Origin of the sequence: Mucilaginibacter gossypiicola, assembly GCF_900110105.1 — a bacterium.
Classification (GTDB): Bacteria; Bacteroidota; Bacteroidia; order Sphingobacteriales; family Sphingobacteriaceae; genus Mucilaginibacter; species Mucilaginibacter gossypiicola.
Map to the genome: position 1 here is coordinate 32,368 of NZ_FOCL01000003.1, position 24,980 is coordinate 57,347.

17 protein-coding genes are annotated in these 24,980 nt (G+C 41.3%); all 17 read right to left on the reverse strand.

Going from position 1 to position 24,980, the window contains the following annotated elements:
* Positions 1-12 precede the first annotated feature (12 nt).
* Entirely contained in the window at positions 13-6,309 is a 6,297-nt protein-coding gene (locus BMX50_RS09915; RefSeq protein WP_091210375.1) for a non-ribosomal peptide synthetase, read from the reverse strand.
* 35 nt (positions 6,310-6,344) lie between these two features.
* Positions 6,345-7,967, reverse strand: a complete 1,623-nt coding sequence (locus BMX50_RS09920) for an MBL fold metallo-hydrolase (RefSeq protein WP_091210376.1) — start codon at positions 7,965-7,967, stop codon at positions 6,345-6,347.
* Positions 7,968-7,981: 14 nt separating this feature from the next.
* Entirely contained in the window at positions 7,982-8,689 is a 708-nt protein-coding gene (locus tag BMX50_RS09925; RefSeq protein WP_091210377.1) for a thioesterase II family protein, read from the reverse strand.
* Positions 8,690-8,712: 23 nt separating this feature from the next.
* Positions 8,713-9,264, reverse strand: coding sequence for a WcaF family extracellular polysaccharide biosynthesis acetyltransferase (locus BMX50_RS09930; RefSeq protein ID WP_091210378.1), 552 nt, complete (start codon positions 9,262-9,264; stop codon positions 8,713-8,715).
* A 68-nt stretch (positions 9,265-9,332) separates the two neighbouring features.
* Positions 9,333-10,475 carry an acyltransferase family protein gene (locus BMX50_RS09935; protein WP_091210379.1) on the reverse strand — a complete coding sequence of 381 codons (1,143 nt, stop codon included), beginning with the start codon at positions 10,473-10,475 and terminating at the stop codon, positions 9,333-9,335.
* 41 nt (positions 10,476-10,516) lie between these two features.
* Complete coding sequence (locus tag BMX50_RS09940; RefSeq protein ID WP_091210380.1) at positions 10,517-11,701, reverse strand: glycosyltransferase; 1,185 nt, start codon at positions 11,699-11,701, stop codon at positions 10,517-10,519.
* Between the two features lie 8 nt (positions 11,702-11,709).
* Positions 11,710-12,921 carry a glycosyltransferase family 4 protein gene (locus tag BMX50_RS09945; protein WP_091210381.1) on the reverse strand — a complete coding sequence of 404 codons (1,212 nt, stop codon included), beginning with the start codon at positions 12,919-12,921 and terminating at the stop codon, positions 11,710-11,712.
* A gap of 19 nt (positions 12,922-12,940) precedes the next feature.
* Positions 12,941-14,326 carry a hypothetical protein gene (locus tag BMX50_RS09950; RefSeq protein ID WP_091210382.1) on the reverse strand — a complete coding sequence of 462 codons (1,386 nt, stop codon included), beginning with the start codon at positions 14,324-14,326 and terminating at the stop codon, positions 12,941-12,943.
* Positions 14,327-14,340: 14 nt separating this feature from the next.
* Entirely contained in the window at positions 14,341-15,504 is a 1,164-nt protein-coding gene (locus BMX50_RS09955; RefSeq protein WP_091210383.1) for a glycosyltransferase family 4 protein, read from the reverse strand.
* Positions 15,479-16,561, reverse strand: coding sequence for a glycosyltransferase family 4 protein (locus tag BMX50_RS09960; RefSeq protein WP_091210384.1), 1,083 nt, complete (start codon positions 16,559-16,561; stop codon positions 15,479-15,481). Before BMX50_RS09960 ends, BMX50_RS09955 begins: the two co-directional genes overlap by 26 nt.
* Before the next feature lies 1 nt (position 16,562).
* Positions 16,563-17,669, reverse strand: a complete 1,107-nt coding sequence (locus BMX50_RS09965) for an acyltransferase family protein (protein WP_091210385.1) — start codon at positions 17,667-17,669, stop codon at positions 16,563-16,565.
* A 12-nt stretch (positions 17,670-17,681) separates the two neighbouring features.
* The gene (locus tag BMX50_RS09970; RefSeq protein ID WP_091210386.1) at positions 17,682-18,554 is read right to left on the reverse strand and encodes a glycosyltransferase family 2 protein; all 873 of its coding nucleotides are present in this window, start codon (positions 18,552-18,554) and stop codon (positions 17,682-17,684) included.
* Positions 18,551-19,684 (reverse strand): glycosyltransferase family protein, encoded by a 1,134-nt coding sequence (locus BMX50_RS09975; RefSeq protein ID WP_091210387.1) that lies wholly within the window; start codon positions 19,682-19,684, stop codon positions 18,551-18,553. The genes BMX50_RS09970 and BMX50_RS09975 overlap by 4 nt, the downstream gene beginning before the upstream one ends.
* 27 nt (positions 19,685-19,711) lie before the next feature.
* Entirely contained in the window at positions 19,712-20,680 is a 969-nt protein-coding gene (locus BMX50_RS09980) for a hypothetical protein (RefSeq protein ID WP_091210388.1), read from the reverse strand.
* Between the two features lie 6 nt (positions 20,681-20,686).
* Positions 20,687-21,244, reverse strand: a complete 558-nt coding sequence (locus tag BMX50_RS09985; protein WP_091210389.1) for an acyltransferase — start codon at positions 21,242-21,244, stop codon at positions 20,687-20,689.
* The gene (locus tag BMX50_RS09990) at positions 21,241-22,545 is read right to left on the reverse strand and encodes an MATE family efflux transporter (RefSeq protein WP_091210390.1); all 1,305 of its coding nucleotides are present in this window, start codon (positions 22,543-22,545) and stop codon (positions 21,241-21,243) included. Before BMX50_RS09990 ends, BMX50_RS09985 begins: the two co-directional genes overlap by 4 nt.
* Before the next feature lie 81 nt (positions 22,546-22,626).
* Complete coding sequence (locus tag BMX50_RS09995) at positions 22,627-24,960, reverse strand: GumC family protein (RefSeq protein WP_091210391.1); 2,334 nt, start codon at positions 24,958-24,960, stop codon at positions 22,627-22,629.
* Between the last annotated feature and the right edge of the window lie 20 nt (positions 24,961-24,980).

The following is a 24,980-nucleotide window of genomic DNA, read 5'->3' on the forward strand; positions in this document are numbered from 1 at the left end:
AGGTTTTTCTGCTTATATATCAACTATGGTAAATGATGATGTTTGATTGGTTTGTTTATTACTATTACGGACAGTTATATATTTACTTAATTCGCTAATAGAGGCGAACTGAAACAGGGTGCTGATGGGTATAGCTATTGAAAGCTCCTTTTCTATGTAATGAACAACGCGCATAGCCAATACCGAATGACCGCCCAGTTCAAAAAAATTATCGTAGATACCTATTGGATTTACACCCAGCAACTCCTGCCAGATTTTTATTAATTGCCTTTCTATTTCATTACTTGCAGCTACATAACCCTGCAAGGGTGCAGCCGATAATTCAGCTGCAGGTAATGCGCGTTTATCTATTTTGCCGTTTGCTGTAAGTGGAAAACTTTCCATTTGTACCCATAAACGCGGCACCATGTAATCCGGCATCTGCTTAAGCAGATAGTCCTGTAATTTTTGCTTATCGCATGGGCTATCTGCAATTACATATCCTGACAGACGGTTAACGCCATTTTTATCAGGTCCGGCCAGTACTACAGCCCGACTTACCAGGCCGCTTTTTAACAATATATTTTCTATTTCTCCCGGTTCAACACGGTAGCCCCTTATTTTAACCTGGTCATCAACCCTACCCTTGTATTCAATATTTCCGTCTGCGAGCCACCTGCCGATGTCGCCTGTTTTATACATCAACGTATTGGCATTGTGACAAAAAGGGTCTTTGGTAAATTTCTGGCTGGTAAGTTCGGGCTGGTTTAAATAACCTCGCGATACGCCGGCTCCACCCAGCCACACCTCTCCAAATACGCCAACAGGGTTTAGCTGTTGCGCCGGATCAAGTACGTAGGCTTTGCGGTTATTTAATGGTTTACCTATCGGAATTATTCCATCTTTATTAACCTCAGTTATGGGATAAGTTATTGAAAAAGTGGTATTTTCGGTAGGACCATACCCGTTAATAAGCTTTAAATCCGGGTATATTGCCCTGATCTTTTTAATATGCGGAGCAGAAAGTTTTTCACCACCCACTAATACTGTATTTAATCCCTTTAATATTTCGGGTGCATCATCGGCGAGCTGATTGAACCAGCTTGAAGTAAACCACATTGTAGTTACTTTATGCTGATCTATAAGTTTTTTAAGTGTTGCAGTATTGAAAAGGTATTCATCATTACAGAGGATCAATTTGCCGCCGTTAAGCAACATGCTCCAATATTCAAAAGTGGTTGCATCAAATGATGGCGAACCCGTTACCAATAATGTATCATGATGATCAACTTCAAAATAGCCCGCATTTTTTACAAGACTGATCACGTTGCTGTGCTCAACCATTACGCCTTTAGGCTTGCCGGTTGAGCCGGAGGTATACATGATATAGGCCAGTTGGTTTGGCGAGATAACGCTGTTTAAATTGCTGCTGCTTTGGCTTGATATTTCCTGGTTATCATCAAGCATTACAACGTTGATGTCCTGATCTTTCAATACCGGTTTGCCGGTATTGCTGCTGAGTACAATTGTTGCTTTAATATCTTCCAGGATATAGCTGATCCGTTCTTGAGGGTAATCAATATCCACAGGAACATAAGCTGCCCCTGCCTTTAATATGCCAAGAATGCCAACCATCATATCAATACCGCGTTCTGTGCAAATCGCTATCAGTGTTTCTTTGCCTGCGCCCTGTGCTTTTAAATAGTGTGCTATCCTGTTTGATCGCTCATTAAGGTTTTGATAGTTTAGCTTTTCATCTCCGAATACGATTGCCGTAGCTTCCGGTGTTTCTGCTGCCTGCGTTTCGAACAGGGCGACGATGTTTGATTCTTTTGGATATGCCGCCGTTGTTTCATTAAATAATTGTAATTGCAACTCTTCTTCCCGGCTCAACAATTGCAGCTTGTTGATTATTGTTTGCGGATCACTGGTTACCGATGCAATCAGTTCTGCATAATGGCCTGCCATCCTTGCAATGGTTTCGGGCTCATACAAATCGGCATTATATTCTACTATAAATCTGATCCCTTCTTTTGTTTCCTCTGCATTATAGGTTAAGTCGTATTTGCTCAAATAATCACCGGCCCGTTCTATAGCGGTTTTGATGCCCCCCAGTTCCAGCTCCAGTGTGGCGCCTGTGTTCTGCAGCACGAACATTACTTGAAAAAGCGGGCTCCTGCTCAAGTCTCTTTCTTTTACTACAGTCTCTACTATTTTTTCAAACGGCACATCCTGGTGACCATATGCTTCGAGCGTGGTTTGTTTTACATTGCTTAGCAATTCTGTAAATGCGTCATCGCCCTTCAGGTTTGTCCTTAGTGCCAGCGTGTTTACAAAAAAACCGATCATATCTGCAGTTTCTTCCCTGTCACGATTGGCTACCGGGGTACCTACGCAGATGTCTTCCTGCCCGCTGTAGCGGTACAACAGCACTTTAAATATCGCCAGTAAGATCATGTACAATGTTGCCCCCTGTTCAAGGCCAAGCTTCTGTAATTGTTCTGCCTGTTGTTTACCTATTGTAAATTCATAGGCTGCCCCTCTGCTGCTTTGAACTGCCCGGCGCATATGATCCGTTGGCAGTTCAAGGGTGGCGGTTCCTGCCAAATTTTCTTCCCAATAGCTGAGCTTGCTTTGCAGTTTCTCAGCATCCGGGTATTCCCTTTGCCAGATTGCATAATCTGCATATTGAATTTCCGGACTTTTTAGTCCCGGCGCTTCATTAGTGCTGAAACTGTTGTAAAGTTTGCTAAACTCAGATACAAGTATAGACATTGACCAACCATCGGCCGCAATATGGTGTAGTACCAGCAATAGAACGTATTCGTTTTCCTGTATTTCGATTAGCTCGGCACGCAGCATATCATCCTGGGAGAGATCGAAAGGTCTGACTGTTTCTTTACTGATGTACTCTTTTAATTCCGCTTTATTTGACTGGCTTTGTTTTAACTGCCAGTTATTGGTTTTTACATACTGGTAGCTCTGTCCCTCGTGCTCCCTGATCACCGTACGCAATACTTCGTGACGCTCTACTATTTCCTTCAATGCTTTTTCAAGACCGCTGATATTTACTTCTCCCGACAGTTTTAATATAGCAGGAATATGATATTGTACGCTACCTTCCAGTCTGTCAATAAACCATAACCTTTCCTGGCTGTATGACAGCGGGATATATTCAGGGCGCGGATTTACGCTTTTTATTGTGCTGCCTGCTGTTGCGGTTCCCCCTTCCAATTGTTTGGCTAAATCGGTAATATTTGGAGAATCAAATAGGGCATGGATTTTTAATTCCTTATTCAAGTACCTTCTTACCTGCGAGATCACCCGCATGGCCAACAGCGAATGGCCTCCCAGGTCAAAGAAATTATCTTTTGTACCTATCTTTTCTACGCCCAACAGCTCTTCCCAGATTTTTGTCAATTGTTTCTCTGTGGAGGTCTTTGGTGCGATATAGCGATCTTCATTACTTGCTTCTGCTTCCGGAAGCGCCCTTTTATCCGTTTTCCCGTTCGGGGTTAGCGGCAGGCCGTCCAATCTTACCCATAGCCTTGGCACCATGTATTCCGGGAGCCTCTCGCATAAATAATTTTGCAGTTCCTGTTTGTCGTAAGAGGCTTCGTTCATTACAACGTAGGCGGTAAGCCGTTTTATTCCTTGTTTATCTGCAACGGCCAGTACTACTGCTTGCCTTACGTTTGCGTGTTGCAGCAATACCTGTTCAATCTCGCCCGGCTCTATCCGGTAACCACGGATCTTTACCTGGTCATCTATCCTCCCCAGGTATTCGATGTTGCCATCTGGCAGCCACCTGCCCTGATCGCCCGTTCTGTACAACTTTGCGTTGAGATCTTCACTATACGGGTTTGTGATAAATTTCTCTTCAGTTAATTCCGGTTGGTTCAAATAACCTCTTGCCACCTGAACGCCGCCAATACAGATCTCCCCCGGTATACCGATGGGGCTCAATCCTCCTGATGCACTTCTGATATGGATCTGCGTATTAGCAATTGGTCTTCCAATCGTTATTATTTTATCAGCCCGGATGGGTTCATCGGTTAACGTAGCACATACTGTATTTTCGGTTGGGCCATAAGCATTGATCAGCCTTACGCCCTGCGATTGTATAGATCTTCCAACAGCTTCGTTTAAAGGCTCGCCTGCAGAAACTATTGTTTTAACGGTTCCAAGAGTATCTGCTATAGCCTCCTGAAATGATGGCGGGATTACTGCCAATTCTATCTTTTGCTTATCAAGGAGTTTCTTAAAATCTTCGGCGGATAATAAGGCTTCTTTTGGGCACAACACCAAGCAACCTCCGCTTAGTAACGTATTGAAAATCTCGTAGCAGGAAGCATCAAAACCAATAGACGCAAACTGCAATGTGCGCATGCCAGGTGCTAATTTTAACGCTATGGCTTGATTGGCAGCAAGATTTACCGCCCCACCATGCTCCACCATCACCCCTTTGGGTTTCCCGGTTGAGCCGGAGGTGTACATCACATATGCAAGCTGATTTTGGTTTATAACGGTATTTAAATTTTCATTGCGCTGAACATCTATTAACGCTTCATTATCCAGTTCAACAATCACTGCGTCCTGACCATGCAACTTAAGGTTGCATGTTTTACTGCTCAGGATGACCTTCGCGCCTGTATCGTTAAGAATATAGCTAATCCGCTCTATGGGGTAGTCGATATCAATTGGCACATAAGCTGCGCCGGCCTTCAGGATCCCCAGAATGCCCGCTATCATATCAATGCTTCGCTCAACGCAAACTGCAACCAGCGTTTCTTTTCCTATGCCTAACCCTTTCAGGTAGTTTGCTATTTTATTTGATCGGGTGTTAAGCTCATGATAACTTAAAACCTCTTCTTCAAAAATCAATGCATCAGCTTCGCTTCTCAAGGTTACCTGGTTTTCAAAGGCTGTAACTATTGATGCATGCAAGGCTATATCTTCATTGATTTCCTGATCTGATGTGCCAAATACCGATAGTAGATCATGCTCCCTAAGCGGTAAAATATCAACGCCCTTAACACTTTTATTCAGCAAACCGGGAAACTGGATGATTATATAAAAAATGCGCTCACCTAAGAGCTCAATCTCTTCCTGCGTAAAATATTCATAGCAAAATTGGATCTGCAATTGCAGGCTTTGTTGCGCACTATAATCGCGCCAGCATAATTGCAAAGGTGTACGCTCACTTTCATTAGCCAATCGCAAAAGGCAGGCTTCAATGGCATCTCCAAAATTTAGGTCAAGGTTGAGCGGTTCATAGTTTACAATTACATCGTATAAGCTATCAACCGCCGGGTTAATTTTAAGGGTGCGAGATAAATCTTCTGCCAGGTGATTATAATGGCGATAATCCTGTTTTTGTGTGCTGATAATTTCGGCAAGTAAACCAGCTAAGGTTTGATCTTCTTCATAGTTTCCTTTAAAAGGAAGCGCACCAGTAAAGATACCCACGGTTCCCCTTTGCTGCCTTGACCCGCGTTTGTGAACCGGGCTTCCAATTACAAATTCGGTTAAAGGGGTAACCTTCCCGAAATAGATAATCAGAGCCGCTACTGTTAACTGCTGTAAGCTGGCATTGCAAACAAGTTGAACGTGATCAAGCTGTATTTTTTGATTATCTGAAATATCAATATTATAGGTAGCTCCTATTTTGCCTTCGTTATTATAATGAGGGTATCTTTTTGTAAGCAGCTTTTCGGGTTTGGCCGTAATTTTACTTCCCCAGTAATCGCCATCTTTTTTATAGCTTTCTGAATTATAATATTCATTAGCACGAACTGTTTCGGATTGATAAGACGGCGCATTGAAAATAAACGGCTCACCTGCTACAAGCGACCGGTATTTTTTTGCCAGGTATTCAACACTTACCCCAACACCATAACCATCGGTAATTAAATGATGATACTTCATTAAAAACCAATGTTCGTTATCGGCAATCTTTATCAGATAATGTTCAAACGGTAACGTATCACCTGTTAAATTGAAAGGGATACCAAATATATGCTGCATCCATATTTTAACTTCGGCTTCAGGATTGGCCTGTGTGCTAAAATCAGCTTCTATTAATTCGCACTCATTAAATTCGGTATTCAGCTGGTAAACAAAATCTGGTTGGTTTAATTCAAACCTCATTTTAAAAGCATCAAAAACAAGCGGAAGCGAACCTACGGCTTCGTGAAATTTTTCCACGTCCAAATTCCCCTTTAATACGATATAGCCCCCAACATTATATTGCGGACTATCCATATTTAAAAGTTGATTAATGTAAATCTCGCGCTGTGCTGGATGCAACGAAAACTGAAGCCTTGACATGCTACTGTTTGATGAATGCTTAAACGGCTATGGGATTATTGCTCGACAAGACTATCTACCTGTTTGTTGTATAATAATTCCTTTTCGCCATAAAGACGTTCGGCAATTATTCCTCTTTCCGTACATAGCTTTACCAGTTTGTCAGATTGTACAATGGGGTTAGATTCGTCGGTATATTTGATACTGCTGATAAACTCAACCCATGGCTCCTGCCCCATGGCATACACGTAGGCTTCTTTAGGTTCAAAAATATCGATGAGGGCCATTCCCTTATCGCAATCAGAACCGGCAAGGCGCCTGCTGCCATCCATGTCCCTTGCCAGCTTTTTGGTAAGCAGGGGGCCGTACAACCAGGTTAACGGGGCACCATCACATTCCATCCCGATAAAAAGTACATCAACATTACCTATATGCTTGTGCACCAACTCATACAAACGCGGCTCAACAATTCTTGAATCGGCCAGGAACAGCAGTTTGAAGTCGCCTATTTTTACCAAATAGCAGGCTTTTGTGAGGATATTCATATCGCTATGCTCACCTATAAAAGGTAAACCAGTAATAATGGCATCATTAAAATGAATGGTTTGCATCTCACTGATGTCCATTACGTTATTAAAACCGATGCTATTAAACATTAATTTCAGATCGGGGTCTTCCAGTTTACCGCTTGAGGTACGCGGAACGATCAGGTTTTTGATCTTGTGCCTTAAAGGAAGTAAGGTTTCAAACAGAATGTGGTCCTGATGATTGTGCGTGATCAGTACATAATCAATTGTATCAGGCAAATCAACATCCGAAAAATGCTGAACATCCGAACTATAACCGTAGTAACTGATCAGTGGATCAACAAGGATGCTGATATCTTTAGTTTCAACCAGGATACAGGCATGACCGAAATAGCGCATCCTGATCTTATCGCCGGCATATTTTTCATAGGGCGGCGGAGGCGTTTCTGTAAAGAAAGTTTTAAACAGCGGTTCCTGCTCCGGTGCAATCCCGCAAAGCCCTTTAATGGCGGCAAAGCTATTTGGTGTGCGTTTCATTTTGGCCAACGCGTCAATACAAGCATGGTCAAAAGGAACGTCAAGACTTAACACATCCGGCTCGTTAAGGCGGGGCGTACTAAGACAAAACGGACGTTCATCGTTATTGGTAATCCACATGGCAAGGCTTTGCGAACTTTTATTGTAAAACTCGCTCTGGTATAAAAGCGATTCAAAAAACCTGAAACCAGGGTTGTTATTCCGATCGTAATACAACTCCACGTACCCCTTTAAAATTTCGGGGACTTTAGTGTACAAATCCTCTAAACCATATCCTGTTGCTTCGGCATCCAATAATCTATCTAACGTTTTTATAGCTTTGGCAAACTCAATAACATTTTTTTGCTTTTCAAGTGATTGCTCCTGCAACTCAGTTACCTCATCAATTCTTCCGCCACCAAAATCCATAAAGGGCCCCCCTTTCATTTTAGGATTGAGCACAGCATTGGCATGAATAGCAGGAGCCATCAAATACGATTCGATGATAGCCAAATGCCTTCCAACTATATTCATGGCGGCAGTTGCCGGCGAAATCAAGTGGCTCCAGGCATACCATTTATCTACCAATGGTTCCATCACCACATTGGGTTTCAGATATAATTGTTCCTCGTTCATGACTAAAATGTTTTTTAATTGTTTGTCAGCTTTTCGGCAATGGCATTGATAATAAAGTCCCTATGCTCCATTATAAAAAAGTGATTGCCATCCAACTGTTTAAAATCAACAGCCGGGATGCTTTCATTCTGCCAAAGCAACACGTCTTCGGCTGTAAGATCTTCATCAATCCCTGTGATAACAGTAAAAGGAATGTTTAACGGCTCAGCAGCCTGATGAACATATGTTTCACTCACCTTAAAATCATTGCGGAGAATTGGTTCAAGAAACTCCATCATGGCGCTGTCCTGCAAAATCTCATCGGGCATACCACCCAATACGATCACCTCATCTATAAATTCTTTATGCGGATATAAATGAAACTTTTTTGTTTGGCGCGATGGCGCTGAAGGCCCTGAAGCACCTGTTATAAAAACATGCCGGGGCGACTTATAATTATTTTCACGAATCTTGAGCACAAGCAGATAAGTCAGCAGCCCTCCAAGGCTATGCCCATAAAGTGCATAATCACCTTTGCTTAAAACGGGCTTCATCTGTTCAAACAAATCATTAACCAGCTTATTAATATCAGCTGTAAGCTCTTCAAAAATTCTTGTTCCCCTGCCTGGATATTCAAGTGTCACCACATTAAATATGGCTGAGCTTTCGTTAAATAATGGTCTGTACGAATACCTGTTCCCACCTGCAAATGGCAGGCAAACTAAGTTGATCTTTTCGCTCATTTTTATTTTTGAACATGAGGATATCAGTCGGTTAACGCTTTTCGAATCCTTACAAATAAAGCAGGGTTTCCTGAGTAGATGCTCCACTGCTCCAAATCTTTGGTGGCAACAGAGTTAACCGTTAAAATTGAATGGCTACGGCACACAACCCCTGGGCACACCACGCTTTTTGCACCAATCCAGGTGCCGTCATCGAGTATGATTTTACCCAAACGGTATGGAAAATCTGTTTTGGTATAATCGTGGTTACCGGTAAGCAGCATGGCATCCTGCGAAATGCAAACATTTTTACCAATGCTCACATCTTCAAGATTATCAATCCAGACAGATTCGCCTATCCAGGTATTGTCGCCAATAGTGAGCCTCCACGGGTTTTTTATTTTAACTTTTGTTTTGATAACAACACCATTACCTACTTTTGAACCAAACAAACGGAGTAAAGCTACCTTGAACTTGTATGGCCAGGGAAAGGCGCTGTTAAAAATAAAGTAGTTGATAAAATACCAAACTGTCACTTTTAATTTGCTGCCGTTTTGATAATCGCCGATAGTAAATTTTGAAAGGTCTGTTTGCATGGAATTGAAAAACGAATCTGTTCGTTGTTGATTAATAGTTTGCAAAAGATGATTGGAGTAAAGTCCCTCTACTTATTCAACGGAATCACAACCGCCTGTTGCTTTTTGGTTCGGGACAGTTTTTTTGCCAAAGCATGTGTTGGTGCTTCAATAAGTAAATAAAAGCCCCATGCCATACAAACCATGAGTATCGAGAAACCAACAGGAATTAAAAAGTTAACCGGCTTACTGCCAAAATAGCTGACCCAGATAATACCAATTAATCTAAAAACAGGCTTATGGATCAGATAAAGCGAAAACGAGCATGTGCCCAATACATTCATCGCTTTGACAATGCCACGGGGAATGTGTTTGTTCCAACGATGCTCGGTACCGATTCCCAGCCACAGCGACATCAGGTAAAAAAAACCGAATAATAATTCAAGATATGGGGAAGGTACCCCACATACCTGCAACACAACTGCGGTTCCAACTGCTATTACTGCTGTCACCAAAAGCCAGGTTGAAGGTTTGTTCAATGTTCCGTTGGCATATTCCCTTGCAAGCAAAACGCCGGCACACCAAACAACCCAATACATAGCAAAATCAGATCCCAGCCAAAACTGGCCGCTTATAAAAAGACTGAGTGCTATTAACGATATTATACCCGTTATAATTATCAATGCCTTATCGCCCCAATTTTTGAGCAAATAAAATACAAGCGGGAATGCGATATAAAGTTCAAGCTCAACAGGTAAAGTCCATAAAGCACCATTAGATGTTAACGCACCTGTTGTATAGTTTTGAACCATAAAAACATTGGCCAGGTATGAGGTATAGGGCGCTACCGGTAACGCATACACTTTTAATAAAATAAACTCAATTATCAGGGTGAATATGATTGCTATTAAATATGGCGGATAGATCCTTAAGAACCTCCGGATAGCATATTCTTCCAAATTTAACTTGCGGGCGTTATTGCCTACATATGGCAATGAGATGCAAAAGCCGCTCAAAAGAAAAAACAGGATAACGCCAGATCCTAAAAAAGGCGTTGGAATAGAAAGCCATGCAACGGCTTTATCAAACGAAGATGCTGATGATAATCCGCGTAATGCGTTCCAGCCAACCCACAAATCCTCCCTCACATGGTACAATACAACACCAAATGCCGCTAACCCTCTGAGGTAAACTATAGTAGCAGATTCGCTCTTAGAAGCTTTAGTAGTCATTTTTATAGTAAGTTAATGATGGTGGGATTACGGCGATGCCGTTATTTTTCAAGCCTGGGATCAAAGCTTTTTGTCAGATATTTATAGATCTCCTCTACACTGTTAAGCATCGTTTCTGTTTGGAACCGTTTCGCGTTTTTGATCCCGCTATCAATTACCATTTCGCGTTCTGCCGAAGATAAATTGACAACCCGGTCAACAACCAATGCAGAGTCATCTGCCCATAAACTTATATTACCATTTTGATCATCGCGCTTTTTAATCAGGAAGCCTGCGTTACCGGCAACTTCGGTCATAGGAGCCTGGTTGGTGGTAACTACCGGGCATCCGGAAGCCATTGCTTCGGCAATTGGCCATCCAAATCCTTCAGCAAGCGACGGGAACAATAATAGCGTGGCACCAGCATAGGCTAATAGTGTTTGCTCGTCGCTAACCTCTGTCAGGAAATAGATCTCGCCGGCAAAAGCAGATTGTTCTTGTTTTTCTTTTAGTGCAGTTGTTGGTTCTTTACCTATTAGTAACAAGGGCAATTTGCTCCTGCTAAGCTTTCGCCAGGATTCATAAATTTCGATTACCCCTATCCTATTTTTATACCATTGATTACCGCCTATATGCAAAATGTACCCCTCTGAGAGATCAACATCAATGGCTTTACCAAAAATCTGCCGGGCTTTATTAATCTCGAGCGGTTTGAAATCGCGGTTTAGCCCATTGTAAATCACGTCTGATAGTTGGGGCTTTTTTGTTAACAGCTCATGAAGATCCTGTTTAGTTTTATTCGAAACCGATATAAAGTTTTTACCTTTTAAATAGCCTTTCCGTATAAACTTCTGATACATGCGGCCGGTAAACCCGGTTTGGTTTTCTTTTATTTTGCCAAAGGCCGATTGCTGCGCCAAAAAGTCGTGACAATGAATTACATGCGGGCGATTAGTTACTAATGGTACCCATGGGCCCAGGGCATGATCAGTAAATACAAATAACGTTTGGCTTGGATATGATTTTATGCGTTTACGAACCTGGCCTGGGAACATAATGTACTGATCAAGATAGCCCAGCCACTTTTTTAAGCTGTTTGGTGCCGATAGTTTATAAAAATAAGCTTCGGGTGTCCAAACTTCAACTTGATGTCCTCGTTGCTGCATACCCTTAGCCAACATTGAAGCAAAACGGGGCATACTTTGTGAGCCTAAAAAAGGAGGATGCGTAAAAAAAACAATGCGCATTGTGATAGTTAAACTGATACCGAATTGCGTTTGGTTTTATTGACTTTATTGATCAGATCCCGCATTGATTCGCCGTGAGCACGTTGCTGAAATTTTAAAGAGATTTTGCGGGAGTGATCGCCGAATTGCTTACGCAGTTGCTGATCATCAATCAATTTTACAACCTTATCAGAGAGCTGCCCGATGTTTCCAAAGTCGTAAACAAAACCGTTTTTATTTATCTGAACATCATCTGTATCTCCGTAACTACCGCATGTGTTGCTCAAAATTACAGGGCACCCCATGTAAATGGCCTCACTGATAGCTAACGAGTGAGGCTCAATGCTTGCCGGATGTACGTAGGCATCAATTGCGGCATAATAAGCAGGCAAATCTAACGGATCAACAAAACCTGTAAAGTGTACTTTATTTACTTTCAGCTGTTCGGCTTTTTGTTTTAAACTATCCAGTGTTTTGCCGGAACCAAGTATGAATGCATGGGCTTTATGTCCCTTACTTTCCAGATCTATCAGCAGGTCTATCAGATGTTCCTGGTTTTTCCAGGTTACGAGTTTACCTACAACGGCTATAGCGAAGTCGTTTTCCGGTATACCATATTGTTCACGGATCTTGCTCCTTAATGCTACCTTGTTTTGATAGGCATTGGCATATACATCGACATCAATAGGATAATGCATCCTGATAAATTTCTTTTCGGGAACTCCGTAAAGCTTAAAATATGCTTCGTTGGCATCTCCTACTGTAAAAAAGTAATTTACCTTGTTATAATACTGCCTTAGTAAAAAGAACTTAGCCAGCAATTTATACCATTTACGGCGCTGACGATTTTCAGAATCAGTGATGTAAACGATAGGAACATTGTTGGCTTTGGCCCATTGGTGTGCCCTGCGCTGTACCTTTTGAAAATGCCCGTAAGTGATAATTGCATCAGGATTATATGAATCCAATTCGTCAGTAACTGAAGGGGCATCAAGTTCTTTGCCTGAAGGTAATACCTGTTCGCCATTCAAAAATTTATGATCAAATTCTTCCAGCCTTAAGTTATTCCAGGATATTTCTTGTCCAAAATTTTTATCTACGTATTTTTTATAGCCCAGCATTGAGGCAAAAAAGAGTTTTACCTCAACACCTTTCATTTTTGTAAAACTGATATACTGCGGACAAAAATGCTGGATTGGATGGGATACAATGATGGCCACCCTAAAATTATTGTTTGACATAAGATTTTGTTGGTAATATCTATGCTGCAACAACCGAGCGGGTTGCAGATTCTTTCAGCAGCTTATCCTGCTGATCGTTATAATTTTTAATGATTAAAACGCTGCCTATTGCCAGCCACAACCAAATATTTACAGGCGGGTTTTTCCCTACTGCCCCTATTGACGCGTTGAGGATAACATAACTCAGTAAAAACGAAAGCAATACGCTCCAATCCTTTCTCCGTGATTTCTGCCATATGCCTAAGCAAAATATAATCATCCATAACCTAAAAGCATACCATACCACTGCAAGGTAAATTCCACCCTCATAGATAGTGGTGTCAAAGTCACTTTCTGTACCGGTTGACTCTAATTTTAAATCGTACGAGTATTGGCTGATCTTCTCGGAGCCATTGCTCATTACTCCGAGGCCATTGCCAAATATAATGGCAACAATATCCTGTTCAAAAACCCAGTTAGTCCAGTTTAAAAAATTCCCCTGCACCCTACCCTTCATCTCTTCCGATTGCGTACCCGAATCATTATCGCTTGAGCGTTCATCATATGCTGCAAAAAACTCAGGTTTGGCGGCCCGGATCCCTCCAAGCAATACAGTAAATACTGCAATACCAATCAAGCCTTTTGAAACTATTTGCCCTGGAGATTTAACTGCAGCAAAGGCAAAACCAAGTACCAAACAAACCCCGCAGCCCAACACTGCCGAACGTCCGCCGGTTATAAATGTGCCTATCAACAGTGATACGCCTGTGGCAGCCAAATATATAATCTGCCAGCTTTTGGCTTTTCCTTTAACCTCTTTTTTAGGCCAAAAAAAGCTCATGGCCAAAAATGAACATGCCATATTTAAAAACCACGAATATTGGCCGGTAAACGAAAACGTAGAGCTTACCCTCAGACGTCCTGCCGCCGAAAAGCCTTCTAAAGAGCTACCGTCAACACTCAGGTTTAACCAATGGCTGGCCGGCAAGCTGTTTTGCAATACAGCAACTGCCGTTGTTGGTATCAATGCTAAACAAATGGAAGTGACAAATTTTTTAAATTCATCCATCTTATCCGGAGGGAATGCAAACGGCATCATTACACCAACAATCATGTATAACAAGTATTGCTTTAGCCCGAAAATGCTTAAAATGGGATCGTGAAAAACAGTGAAAACTACCGGCGGAATAAATACCAGCATCACAGTTTTCCAATTTTTGAAAAGCATTAACGCCAGGCCATTGAGTTTTGCCTTGCTGATACTGAATATGCCCATGATGCATAAAATATCTTTTAAAAAGAACACCAAAAGCCCCAAAGCAGAAGGAAGCATTTTACGCATAAGGCCCTCAAAAATGAGTACAAAGACCAGTACGTAAAGCAGCTTTTTAATATAAACCCGTAATTTCTCCTGCTGATTATCCATGTGAAATTGGTTAACTATTTTTTAGCAGCAAACACATCATTGAGCGATACTATTAATAACCGGCCGGTTTCGTCCCAGCCTTTTAAACCGGTGGCTTTTTTAACTGCTTTAGCTTTCATATTTTCATAAAGCTGCCTGTCATCGGCCAATAACTGCAGTTTGTCTGCAATACTTTTACTGTTCCTGATCGGGACTATAAACCCTTCTTCGCCGTCAGCTATGATATCATCGGCGCCAGTATTTTCTGTAGCGATAATAGGCACGCCGAATGACAGGGCTTCGCCCAAAACCAACGCTAATCCTTCTTCTATGGAAGGCAGGCAGAAAACATTTGCGCTTTTATAGGCCGCTTCCAGCTCCTGCCCTTTTAAGATTCCGGTAAATACTACTCCATCCGGGATAATTACATCGGCCAAACCATTGGGATTGCTTTCGGGGCCTACAATCACTAACTTTTTATTGGAATGATTTAATGACCTGAAGGCTTCAATCAGATATCTTAGGCCTTTACGCACCGATATGCTTCCAACATACAGAACTGTAAAGGTGTCCTGATCTTTGTTATCTGCAAGTTCAGTACTTGTTGTTAGCTGATTAAAGCCGTAAGGAACCCTGATTAACTTATGTTCAGGAAAACCAGCTTCAATAAAACTTCTTTTTACAAAGTTTGACGGCATCAGTATATAATCTGCAATGTGGTATTCTTCAATCCGTCTTGCTTTTTCCTTATCGTGAAAAGGTTGCCATTGCAGGTTTAATGATTCATATTCTTCCTTCATCAAATTTTCCTGATACTGTACATGGCTGTTTACCGCTTCCGCAATAACTATTTTCCCTTTCTTTTTGGCCTGTTTGCTGGCATTGAGGCCGCTGCCATTGTAGTACATGAAAATATCTGCTTCATCAAGATATTTTATGCAGGCATTATCCTGTTCAATTTTAGCTAAGTAAGCCAATTGTGAACTGATAGATTTAGGCGCTTTAAATTTCAAGCTTGCCAGATAAATGCTTTGAATTTTATCGCTACGAACTAATTTATCTCCTATTTCAGTAAACGCAGCACGGGGACTCCAGCGCGAAAAACCACTTACAAACTTGTAAAGAATCCCCGCCTCATGAAGAGCAAGCGCATAACGATAGTGATGGCTCCGGTTAGGCGATGTATAAATTACTTTCATAAATTTTGTTTTTGCCTGCGGATTTAATGATATCGATATATTGTTTAGCAACCACTTTACTGCTATGTGCTTTCAGATGAGCATCTGCTTCGGCCCTTAATCTCTCCTGCAATACTTTGTCGCTTAATAGCCTTTTAATTGCATCTGCCAGGTCCTGTAAATCGCCTCTTTCAAATACCAGCCCTGCTTTACCAACGGCATCGGGCAAACCACCACCGTCAGATACTATCGGGATACAACCACATGCAAGGCCTTCCAGTGCAACTATGCCAAATGGTTCCTCCCACCTTGAAGGTATGAGCATGTATTGGTGTTGATTTAAACAGTCAACAAGCTTATCGCCGGTTAAACTGCCTTCAAACCTCACAATCTGTTTTATACCGGCATCTATCACATACTGTTTTAATTTTTCAAAGTCCTTCCCCTCGCCGATTACTGTTAACGAAATTTGGGAGGTATCGGAATTGGCTTCCCTGTATTCTTTATATAACTGCGCTATGGCTTCTATGGCCAAATCAGCCCCTTTATCTGATACCAGCCGCCCTAAAAACACAAAGCTTTTAGGTTTACTGTCATTAGCTACAGTTTGTATAAAAAGGTCATCATTATATGCGTTTTCAATCACAACCGCAGCCGGCCAGCATTTTTGGCGAATAGCATCACTCACGGCTATCACACTCGAAGCTTTCTTTAACCACAAATATTTCATTTTTGCAGGGAAAGACTTAGAGCCATCTTCGTTACTTAACCATGTATTTAATGAAACAACCAGTGGCTTTCTAAATAAAAGAGCAGGCCATGACATCCTTAACACCGGGCTGTTTTCAAAAACCACATCTGCCCATTTATGCTCGGCCAGTAATTGTTTTAAACCGGGATTACGAACAACTTTATAAGGAAATACTTTGCTACCTGATTGCTGCGTCCAGGTAAGCAGATGTACCTCAATTCCATAGTCATGAAATGCTTTTGCCAAAAACTCGGCATTGGCTTCAGTTCCGCCCAAATCGGGATAAAACTTGTGTGTAAGCAATAATACTTTCAGAGATTTAGCCATATTACGCATTGGCCTTAGCCAGTGATAAAGTTTTTCCTTTTTGCAGCACCTTTTTGAAGAAACTTGTCCAGTGTTTCCGGTTTTCTTCCATAATGTACCCAATTACCATTGTAGCTGTGAACACAATCAACATGGCAATTGTAAACTGCGTACCATCAAACAACCTGGTTTTCCAAAACGACCTTACCAGTACCAGCATTGGGTCGTGAAGCACATATAATGGAAATGTAAGGTCTGCGAATTTCCTGATGAAGTTTACAACCGTGTTCGGTTTCTTTACATCTTTAGTTTGGTATTGAGGCAATAACCATAATGCAAGTGCTATAAAAACACCAATTATAAAATCTGTAATAAATTGCCCTGCAAAAAATAACGGAGCCTTGCCTAAATGAAGCGGATACCCCGGTAATATACAAAACAAGGTCACAGCAATGCCCACCATCGCTGCGATTAACAACCATGATAACCCATAGCTTTTTATCGGACTTTTAAATCTGTATGCGCAATTGCCTAAAAGCCAGATTGGCATCATTAATAAAATTTTAGGTCCGGCTATCAGGCAGGCTGCCAACGGTAACAGTAAGCCCTTCCAACCTTTTGCCTTGAAAAAGAATAAGCCAAATATCACGTAGTACCAAAACTCATATGATAACGACCACAAAGGTCCGTTTATAGGAGGCGAGGCCGAAAAAAACCAAACCTCATTCAAAAACAGGCCTGATATAATATATCTTGGCCATGAAATTCCTCTGGTATAATGCGCTAATAACGCGGGATCAGAAAACTTAACAACAAGCTCAATCAGGGCGGTGATAATCAATGTAGGTATCAGAACTGAGTATAACCTGCTTAACCTTGCCTGGGCATATTGCAAGAGGCCCCGGTTATTTGCAGTGGTTGAGTATGCAATAACATAGCCCGATAGCGCAAAAAATATCACAACAGCCATATGCCCCCAATCAACACCATTGTAATCATATCCTACCGCGGTGAACCACTGAGCATAGCCATGGCCTAAAAAAACAACCAAAGCAGCCACAATACGCAGGCTATCCATAAAAATGCTTGTCCCGCCTGCTATTTTCTTATGAGTGTTTGAGTAAACCATTATTTTACGCTATTAGATTTTCCCGGTAAAAAACATACCAATGAGGCTGGATCTTGAATAAGATTTATCAGCCCTGACCTCATTGCTCATTTTGATGCGCCCAAGGGTATTTATAGCTAAATATTCCATCGCCAGGCGCCCAACAATTAATGAATTTAAAAGAGGCCTTACGGGATATTTGCCGAACTTTTTAAGCAGCTTGATCCTGTTTTGATAGAAGCGGATAACCCGCCTGCCTACTTTTTGTGGAGTACCGCTACCTTTGTGAAATGCCCTTACCGGTATTAAACCAATACCCCAGCCTTTGCGGATGGCGCTCATGCAGATATCATGATCAAGTTCCAACCAGTCGTAATTTTCGTCAAAGCCGCCAACCTGCTGTAATACCTCTTTCCTGATTACCATAGCACAGGTATACACCGTTATTTGCTTAGGGCTTTTGTTAAAATATTTTTGATAGTATCCATGTAACTTTTGACCAAGTATTACGCTCATGGCATCGGGCTCCGGCTCGTAGGCTACAGCCTGCTTTCCCTCAGCATTTTCGGTGCTGTAAGCAGCTATGCCGATAGTTGGATTGGCTTCAAAAAATGCCTTAGTTTTAAGGATATATTCTTCAAGCGGCCACGCATCGGAGTCGAACAGGATCACCAAATCGGTATCAGTTGCACTTAATCCCCTGTTTAGGCTTTTAACCAAACCTAAATTTTGCTGGTTACGAAGCAATTGCACGTTGTTAAACTTGTTCTCGAACAATTCGGTTGAGCAATCGTCAACAACTGTAAACTGGTCAATTTGATCATCTGCATAACGTAAACAGTGGTCGATGCACCTGGACGTCATCTCCATGGTGTTGTAATTGGTAGTTATTATTCCGACGGTCATGATTTTATACTCGATTTAAACATGGCGCTATACTGTTCGGCTGCATTCTGCGGGCTATATTTTTCAGCGAAGCCTGTATCCTGGTTTATAAACTTTTTTATATCGTTTATATATTTTAATTCTTCAATCTCGTCCCTTTTTTGATCATCGTTTGCAAATCCATCGCGCAAAATGATAACCGGACATTTATTGTATAAAGCTGCTGCTATGCTGCCGCTTTTTTCAAATAAAACTTTGGGGTGATTAGAGAGACTTACATCACAGGTTCCCAGATAATCTGCTATGTCGTTTTCAGGCCATTCGCCTAATACATACATCGGGACACCTGTTGCTTCGTGTAACTCGGCAAATTGCTCTTTTATAGCCGGGCTTTTACCCGCATGTGTAACTATAAGTTTTTTGTTAAGCTGATCACGCACATTTAACGATAGTTGCCTGATCCGTTCCTCAAGCAGGCCATGCGGATGGAAACCTCCAAAAAAAGAAGCTAAAACATAATCAGTGCTGTTATTTCTAAAATCAGCAGGCAACTGTCCGTAAATTCTTTTCCGGGTACAGTCGCCAAGTGGCATATTGCTGAATACGGGTATTTTAATAGTGTTGATACCAGCCTTTAAAAGGCTCTTTTGATAGTATCCGTTTGTTGTTGAAATGCACTTTGGTTTTAATGCTTTTATTACGGCTATTGCCGATCGTTTTTGAAAAAAACCAATGATCTTATCTTTCAGTGTGCTATCACTTGATTCGCCCTGCCAGATTTCGTGAAACATGATATGCACACTGGCATTGATCTTTAAACGCTTAAGCTGTTTAGCCAAATCAAATACAACGGCACGCTTTTGAAACGAGTAACCAACAAATTGCAAGCTTAGCCAATCAGGCGCAAAAGTCTCTGTTATTTCATGCAGCTTTATAAAGCGTTCGCGGGCTTCCATTGAAGCCGGGAGACGGATTTCTGAAACCTCTTTATGTGCTGCATTTTCGATTAATGTATTGGCATGGCGGTCATTCAGTGCTAAAAGAAATACCTGGTGCCCCTGCTTCACAAACTCCAGTTTCAGTTTTCGGGAATAATCCCCTACACCATCACGCCCAGGTTCAAGGGAGCCGCAAACAAGCAAAATCTTCATACTATTATGTATAAGTTGAATAGCTGCTTAGTTGCGGGTGTAAAATCGACCTATAAATGCTCCCATATTTACAACCAGGCTTTTGCGCTGTATGTAGTTGTTATTAAAAAGATTGATGGGATGACTAACACACTTCCAGAATTTTTTATCTACACTTCTCGGGCTAACCCCTAAAAAGGACTGTTTCAGGAATTTAATACGCCAGGGCTTAGGGCTTCCCAAAGCATGAAGCATTAGTGTGGCGCCACCTTGCAAACCCATTCCCTCTTTGCCAACAAAACTTACAACGCCATCCCATGCGCCAATGGCAATATTCAAAGCATCCTGATCTGTTTTGCTGAATGGTGCATAGTCACCGGCATGTTCTTTGGCCAGGTTAGCTTCGCCCGGGAATGGCGCCCGGCTTAATCCGCCTATCAGCGGACCAATTTTCTCCTGGATCATAATCCAGGTATCAACCAAGCCTATGTCCTTTTTGTTAACCCCTATGAAGCCAGAGTTTACATAAATCTCTCTATCAAGGTTAAGGTTGATATCAAACTGTCCGAAATATTTTTTCCAGGCCATTTTGCGGGGATGGTTTGGAGGTAACGGTGAATTCACATCCTCACAAACCGTTACCCCAAATGATACCCACTCTTCGTAAAAACTCCAGTCATAATCCAAAATTATATCCGGATCAAAGTAGAAGATATTCTCAGCATCATTGGCAGGGCCCTCAAAAAGCCATTTCAAAAAATCGGGTTTATAATTGGCTAAATGGTAACTGGTTTTTAACCTAACAAAATGAATTTTTATATCTTCATTAACCTTGTAAGTGGCTAACTGATGATCCTCAAAAAGAGATAAATCTGTTGCAGTGGCCCAGGGAGGTAATTCGCCTAAATAACCGGCATAAATATCTCCTTTAAAACCATGTTTATGAAGTGAATTAACAAATGCGGCAACGCCAAGATGGTAATGTCCTTCAAAAAGCGTACAAATAACTGTTTGCATAGTATTTTATCTGTTTTTTATAAAGCGGGCGGGTGTACCGGCCCATACCTGGTAGTCGGGAATTGATTTATTGACCAAAGAACCGGCACCTATAATACTGCCCTCGCCTATAGTTACGCCCTGAAGAATAACACTATGCGTCCCAATCCATACATCGTTCTTTAAAATTATTGGCTTGTGTATAACCGGTTGCTGATTGATTGGCAAACTGCGGTGCATCTCGCGACCCGCATCAACAAATGTTGTATTGGCAGCTATGAGGCAATCATTGCCTATTGTTAATCCTAATGTGATATTGAAATCACAGCCATGGCCAATAAAAACACGCTGACCAATATTTACAAAGTTGGTATCGGCAAATGGCTGGGGCGTTTTAAAAACCACGTCATCTTCAATTACACTTTCTGCTCCTACACTGATTTTGCCGGGCCATTTACACTTGATCTTACCTAAAACCACTCCATTATTAATCTGCATCCCTAAAACCCTATAGTATTTTTTTCGGAGTGATAAACTAATATTGCTAAGCTTATGCCTCAACATAGCCGGGAATCGTTGTTTCATGAAACTGTTGGTTTGGGTAGTTTTGAAACCCTGTAAATGAAGTAGGTAATTAAAATTATAAAGGCAAGTAAAAAATCGACGATGGAAAACATCAATACATTGGTTGTTTTTGAAAGATCCATAGTAACAACCAGTAATATCTGGAATAATATATTGATAGTTAAATTAATTACAGGTTTGATGATCCAGCCACGCGAAACCAAAACTGAATAGGTAACGCCGGCAAGCATAGCCAAACAACTTGAAATGGTAATTAATAACATCTCCTTATTGAGATTTGTATAGCCTTTGCCTAACACCCACAGCACCTGCGCAGGAAATAGCATCACGATAACTATAACTATAGAGCTGATTACAAAAAGCGCCGCTTCAATTTGTATAAAGCGTTGTATGAGTAACTTTTTCTGCTCAGGTAAGCGGGCAAAGCGCGGTACAACAAGAGTGCCGAACAAGGTAGTAAAAAGGGTTAAAACGGTAGTTAAACGACTTAATGCACCAACATGGGCTATAGATTGTGTGTTGCCGAAAATTGAGATAAGCCAGATAGTGATCTGCCCCGATACACAGAAATAAATGGCGCCGGGCAATGAGCGTTTTACGATTGCCAGTATTTCCTTTTCAATAGCCGGATCCGATTTCTGCCCGGGATCTGCATACTCGGCCGAAATTTTCCTTAATTGGATATTAGCCCACATACGTGGGATGCCGTTCCCTAATATTGCTACAGATGTAAAGGGGATCACAAGTAACGAACCAATCATCAACACAAAGCGGCCCAAGCCAGCAGATAATTGATTTTTTTGAAGCTTATTTATTCCCTGATGCAATTTAGATGCCGTTTCGAGCAGTGTATCACTCAACGCTGCAAAGAATGATGGAATAATAGCCAGCACAATAAAGCATGATGATAACAGCGTTGCACCATTATGTACCAACAGGTAAAACAACACAGGCAACGAAATTAACAAACTAAATATTCCGAATATTTTACGCAGTTTGAGCCCGCTTGCAATTACCACACCTAACTTTTCCCGGTCCTGCCAAACTTTGCCCCCCTGCGCCATTACGCCAGACGAGATACCTCCATCGGCAAGTACAGTCATTGTTCCTAACATGGTATTTGCCAGCGTATAAAAAGCATACTCTGTAGTAGGTAATAACCTGACAATTAAAATTCCGGTTAATAAGCCCAATAGCTGGATAATTGCCTGGGCAGAAAATGTAACAGCCACAAGCTTAGTCCACTGTTGCCATTTCTCAAACCTGCCGTTCACAGAAAGGTTACTTGTTAAACTTTTCATATAGCAGGTAATAATTCTTGAAGATCAATCTTCAAATACATATGTTTAGAGGTTGCCTTATCTTAATTAAGAAAGAGAAAATTAAAACCTGGTTGCAAACTTTTTCATTTTGCTTTTCATGCTTCGGGTTGGTTCCTTGATATAGCTATTTTTTTGGTAGATATAACTATTGGCATGCAGCTCGCTTTTTACGGCGTTGAAGATAAGTTTCATTCTTGGCAGTTTATTATCAACGCTCAATTCATTGATAAAGGCTAATTCCTGGCTCGGCGTATAATCCTGCCTTATCACATATAAGCACAGATCACACATCGGTGAAATGATTGTAGCATCAGTTAAAATATGAACAGGAGGCGTATCTATGAGGATATGGTCATATTTCAATTTCAATTCGGCAATCAGGTTGGCCAGCTGTTTACTTCCAAGCAATTCTGATGGATTAGGAGGAACAGCGCCACCGCAAATAATATGCAGATCATCCGAAATTTCAGACTTTTGGATGATTTGGGCCTGATTTGCATTACCGATAATATAGTCTGTTAAACCAGTGGTTGAATTTTTCAAATTAAAGCGCTTTGCCAGGGTGGGATTACGTAAATCCAATTCAACAAGCACCGTTTTTTTCCCTGCAACTGCTAAAACCGTTCCCAGGTTACTCAACACAAAACTTTTACCCTCGCCCGAGATACTTGAGGTAAAAAGGGTGGTTTTACCGGGGTTATTATTATTGTTATGCAAATAGCTCAATTTGGTACGCAAATCCCTGAATTGTTCGCCAATAAACGTTTTTTGGTTCAGCACAACAATCGGATCCGTAGTGTCAGAATCGGTAATTTCAATTAATACCGGCAATCCTGTACCTTCAATAATTGCACTTTTACTTGAAACTTTGTTTTTAAAAGCATCCCTTCCGTATATCATACCTGTGGGTACTATAAGGCCAAATAAAAGCGCCATTGCATAAACTGACCCCGGAATTGGTGCACTTTGCGACCCGCTATGTGCCTGATCAATTGTAACAGCATCAGAAATTGTTGAGGCATAATCAAGGCTCAACTCCTCTTTTTTCTGAAGCAGATAAACAAACAGGTTTTCCTTAATCCCTTTCATGCGGTCAATATCCTTCAGGTCCCTTTCCTGGCCGGGTAAGCTGCGTATGGTTGATTGATATGAAGAACCAACGCTCTGCAAGTTTCTCTGAGTCTCCAACAAAGAAGCCCGGGTTGTTTTTAAGTTTTCCCTTAACGCAGTACGTGTTAACGCTATTTGCTGGTTTATTGGATTGAACAAGGGATTGCTTTCGGGCAATGTAGATAGCATTTTAGTACGCTCCAGCTGTAAATCGGTTAAGCGGTCAATATAGCTTTGCATCGCCGGACTGTTTATACCTAATGTTGATGGTGCATTTCCTTTATTATCATCGGAGTTGAGATAACGATCCACCCCATCTAAAACACTTATCTGAATCTTAATGTCATTAAGTTGTTTTTCGTTTGATTGCGCCCCTCCAACGTACTGAGACGACTGGTCGGCAATTTCAGTGATGCCACGCACACTTTTGTAACCGGTATATTTGTTTTCGACATTATTAAGTTCCTGAGTAATGGAACCTAAGCGTTCTTCAACAAACTTGATGGTATTTTGGGTTGAGCGCCGCTTTTCTTCTACCGAAGCAGCCATATAAACCCTGATCAGGTCATCAACAATTTCACGGCCCCGCTCAGGTACTTCATCTTCAAGGCGAAAAGCAACCATTGAGCTTTTAGCTATTGGCGATTCATGAATGGCTCCTTGATAATAACTCACTACATCATCTATTTCTCGTAATTTTATCCTGATAGTTTTACCTATATAGTGGTTAAAATCGGCCGTTTTATCAAGCTTCCATGTGCCAAAACTATTAACGAGGCTATTTTGGAAAGCAAATCTGGTCGCCTTTTCTTTAGGCTGTTTTATCAAGAACGTGCTATCGCTTTCAATTACGATATCAAATACCGAATTTAAAGAACCTTTTCCACGACTAATTAACTTAAACTCAACCGGGGTGGTATTGTAAATGTCTTTATATGAATAATACGGCGTTCGTTCAAGGTAAGTGGTCCAAAGCTGCAAATCTTCTACCACCTGCTTTGTTACCGGAATTGAACTCATTAAACCCATTTGTTCATCAATGCCTGTTTGGGCTTCGGTTAAATTAATTGCTTCAAGAGCGGCCTTGTTTGCTTCTTTTTGCTGGTCTTTAACCATCACTTTGGCATATATCTGATAAACAGGACGTTTATATTTAAGATAAAAAACGGCAAGCCCCAAACACACAGTCAGGAAAATCAGATATAAAGGCCAATGAAACAAGATCTTATTAAAAAAGACCCTGGCTTTGGCCGAACCCGAATCAATAGAATTAGCAACCTCCATATTATATTTTTATTTATTGA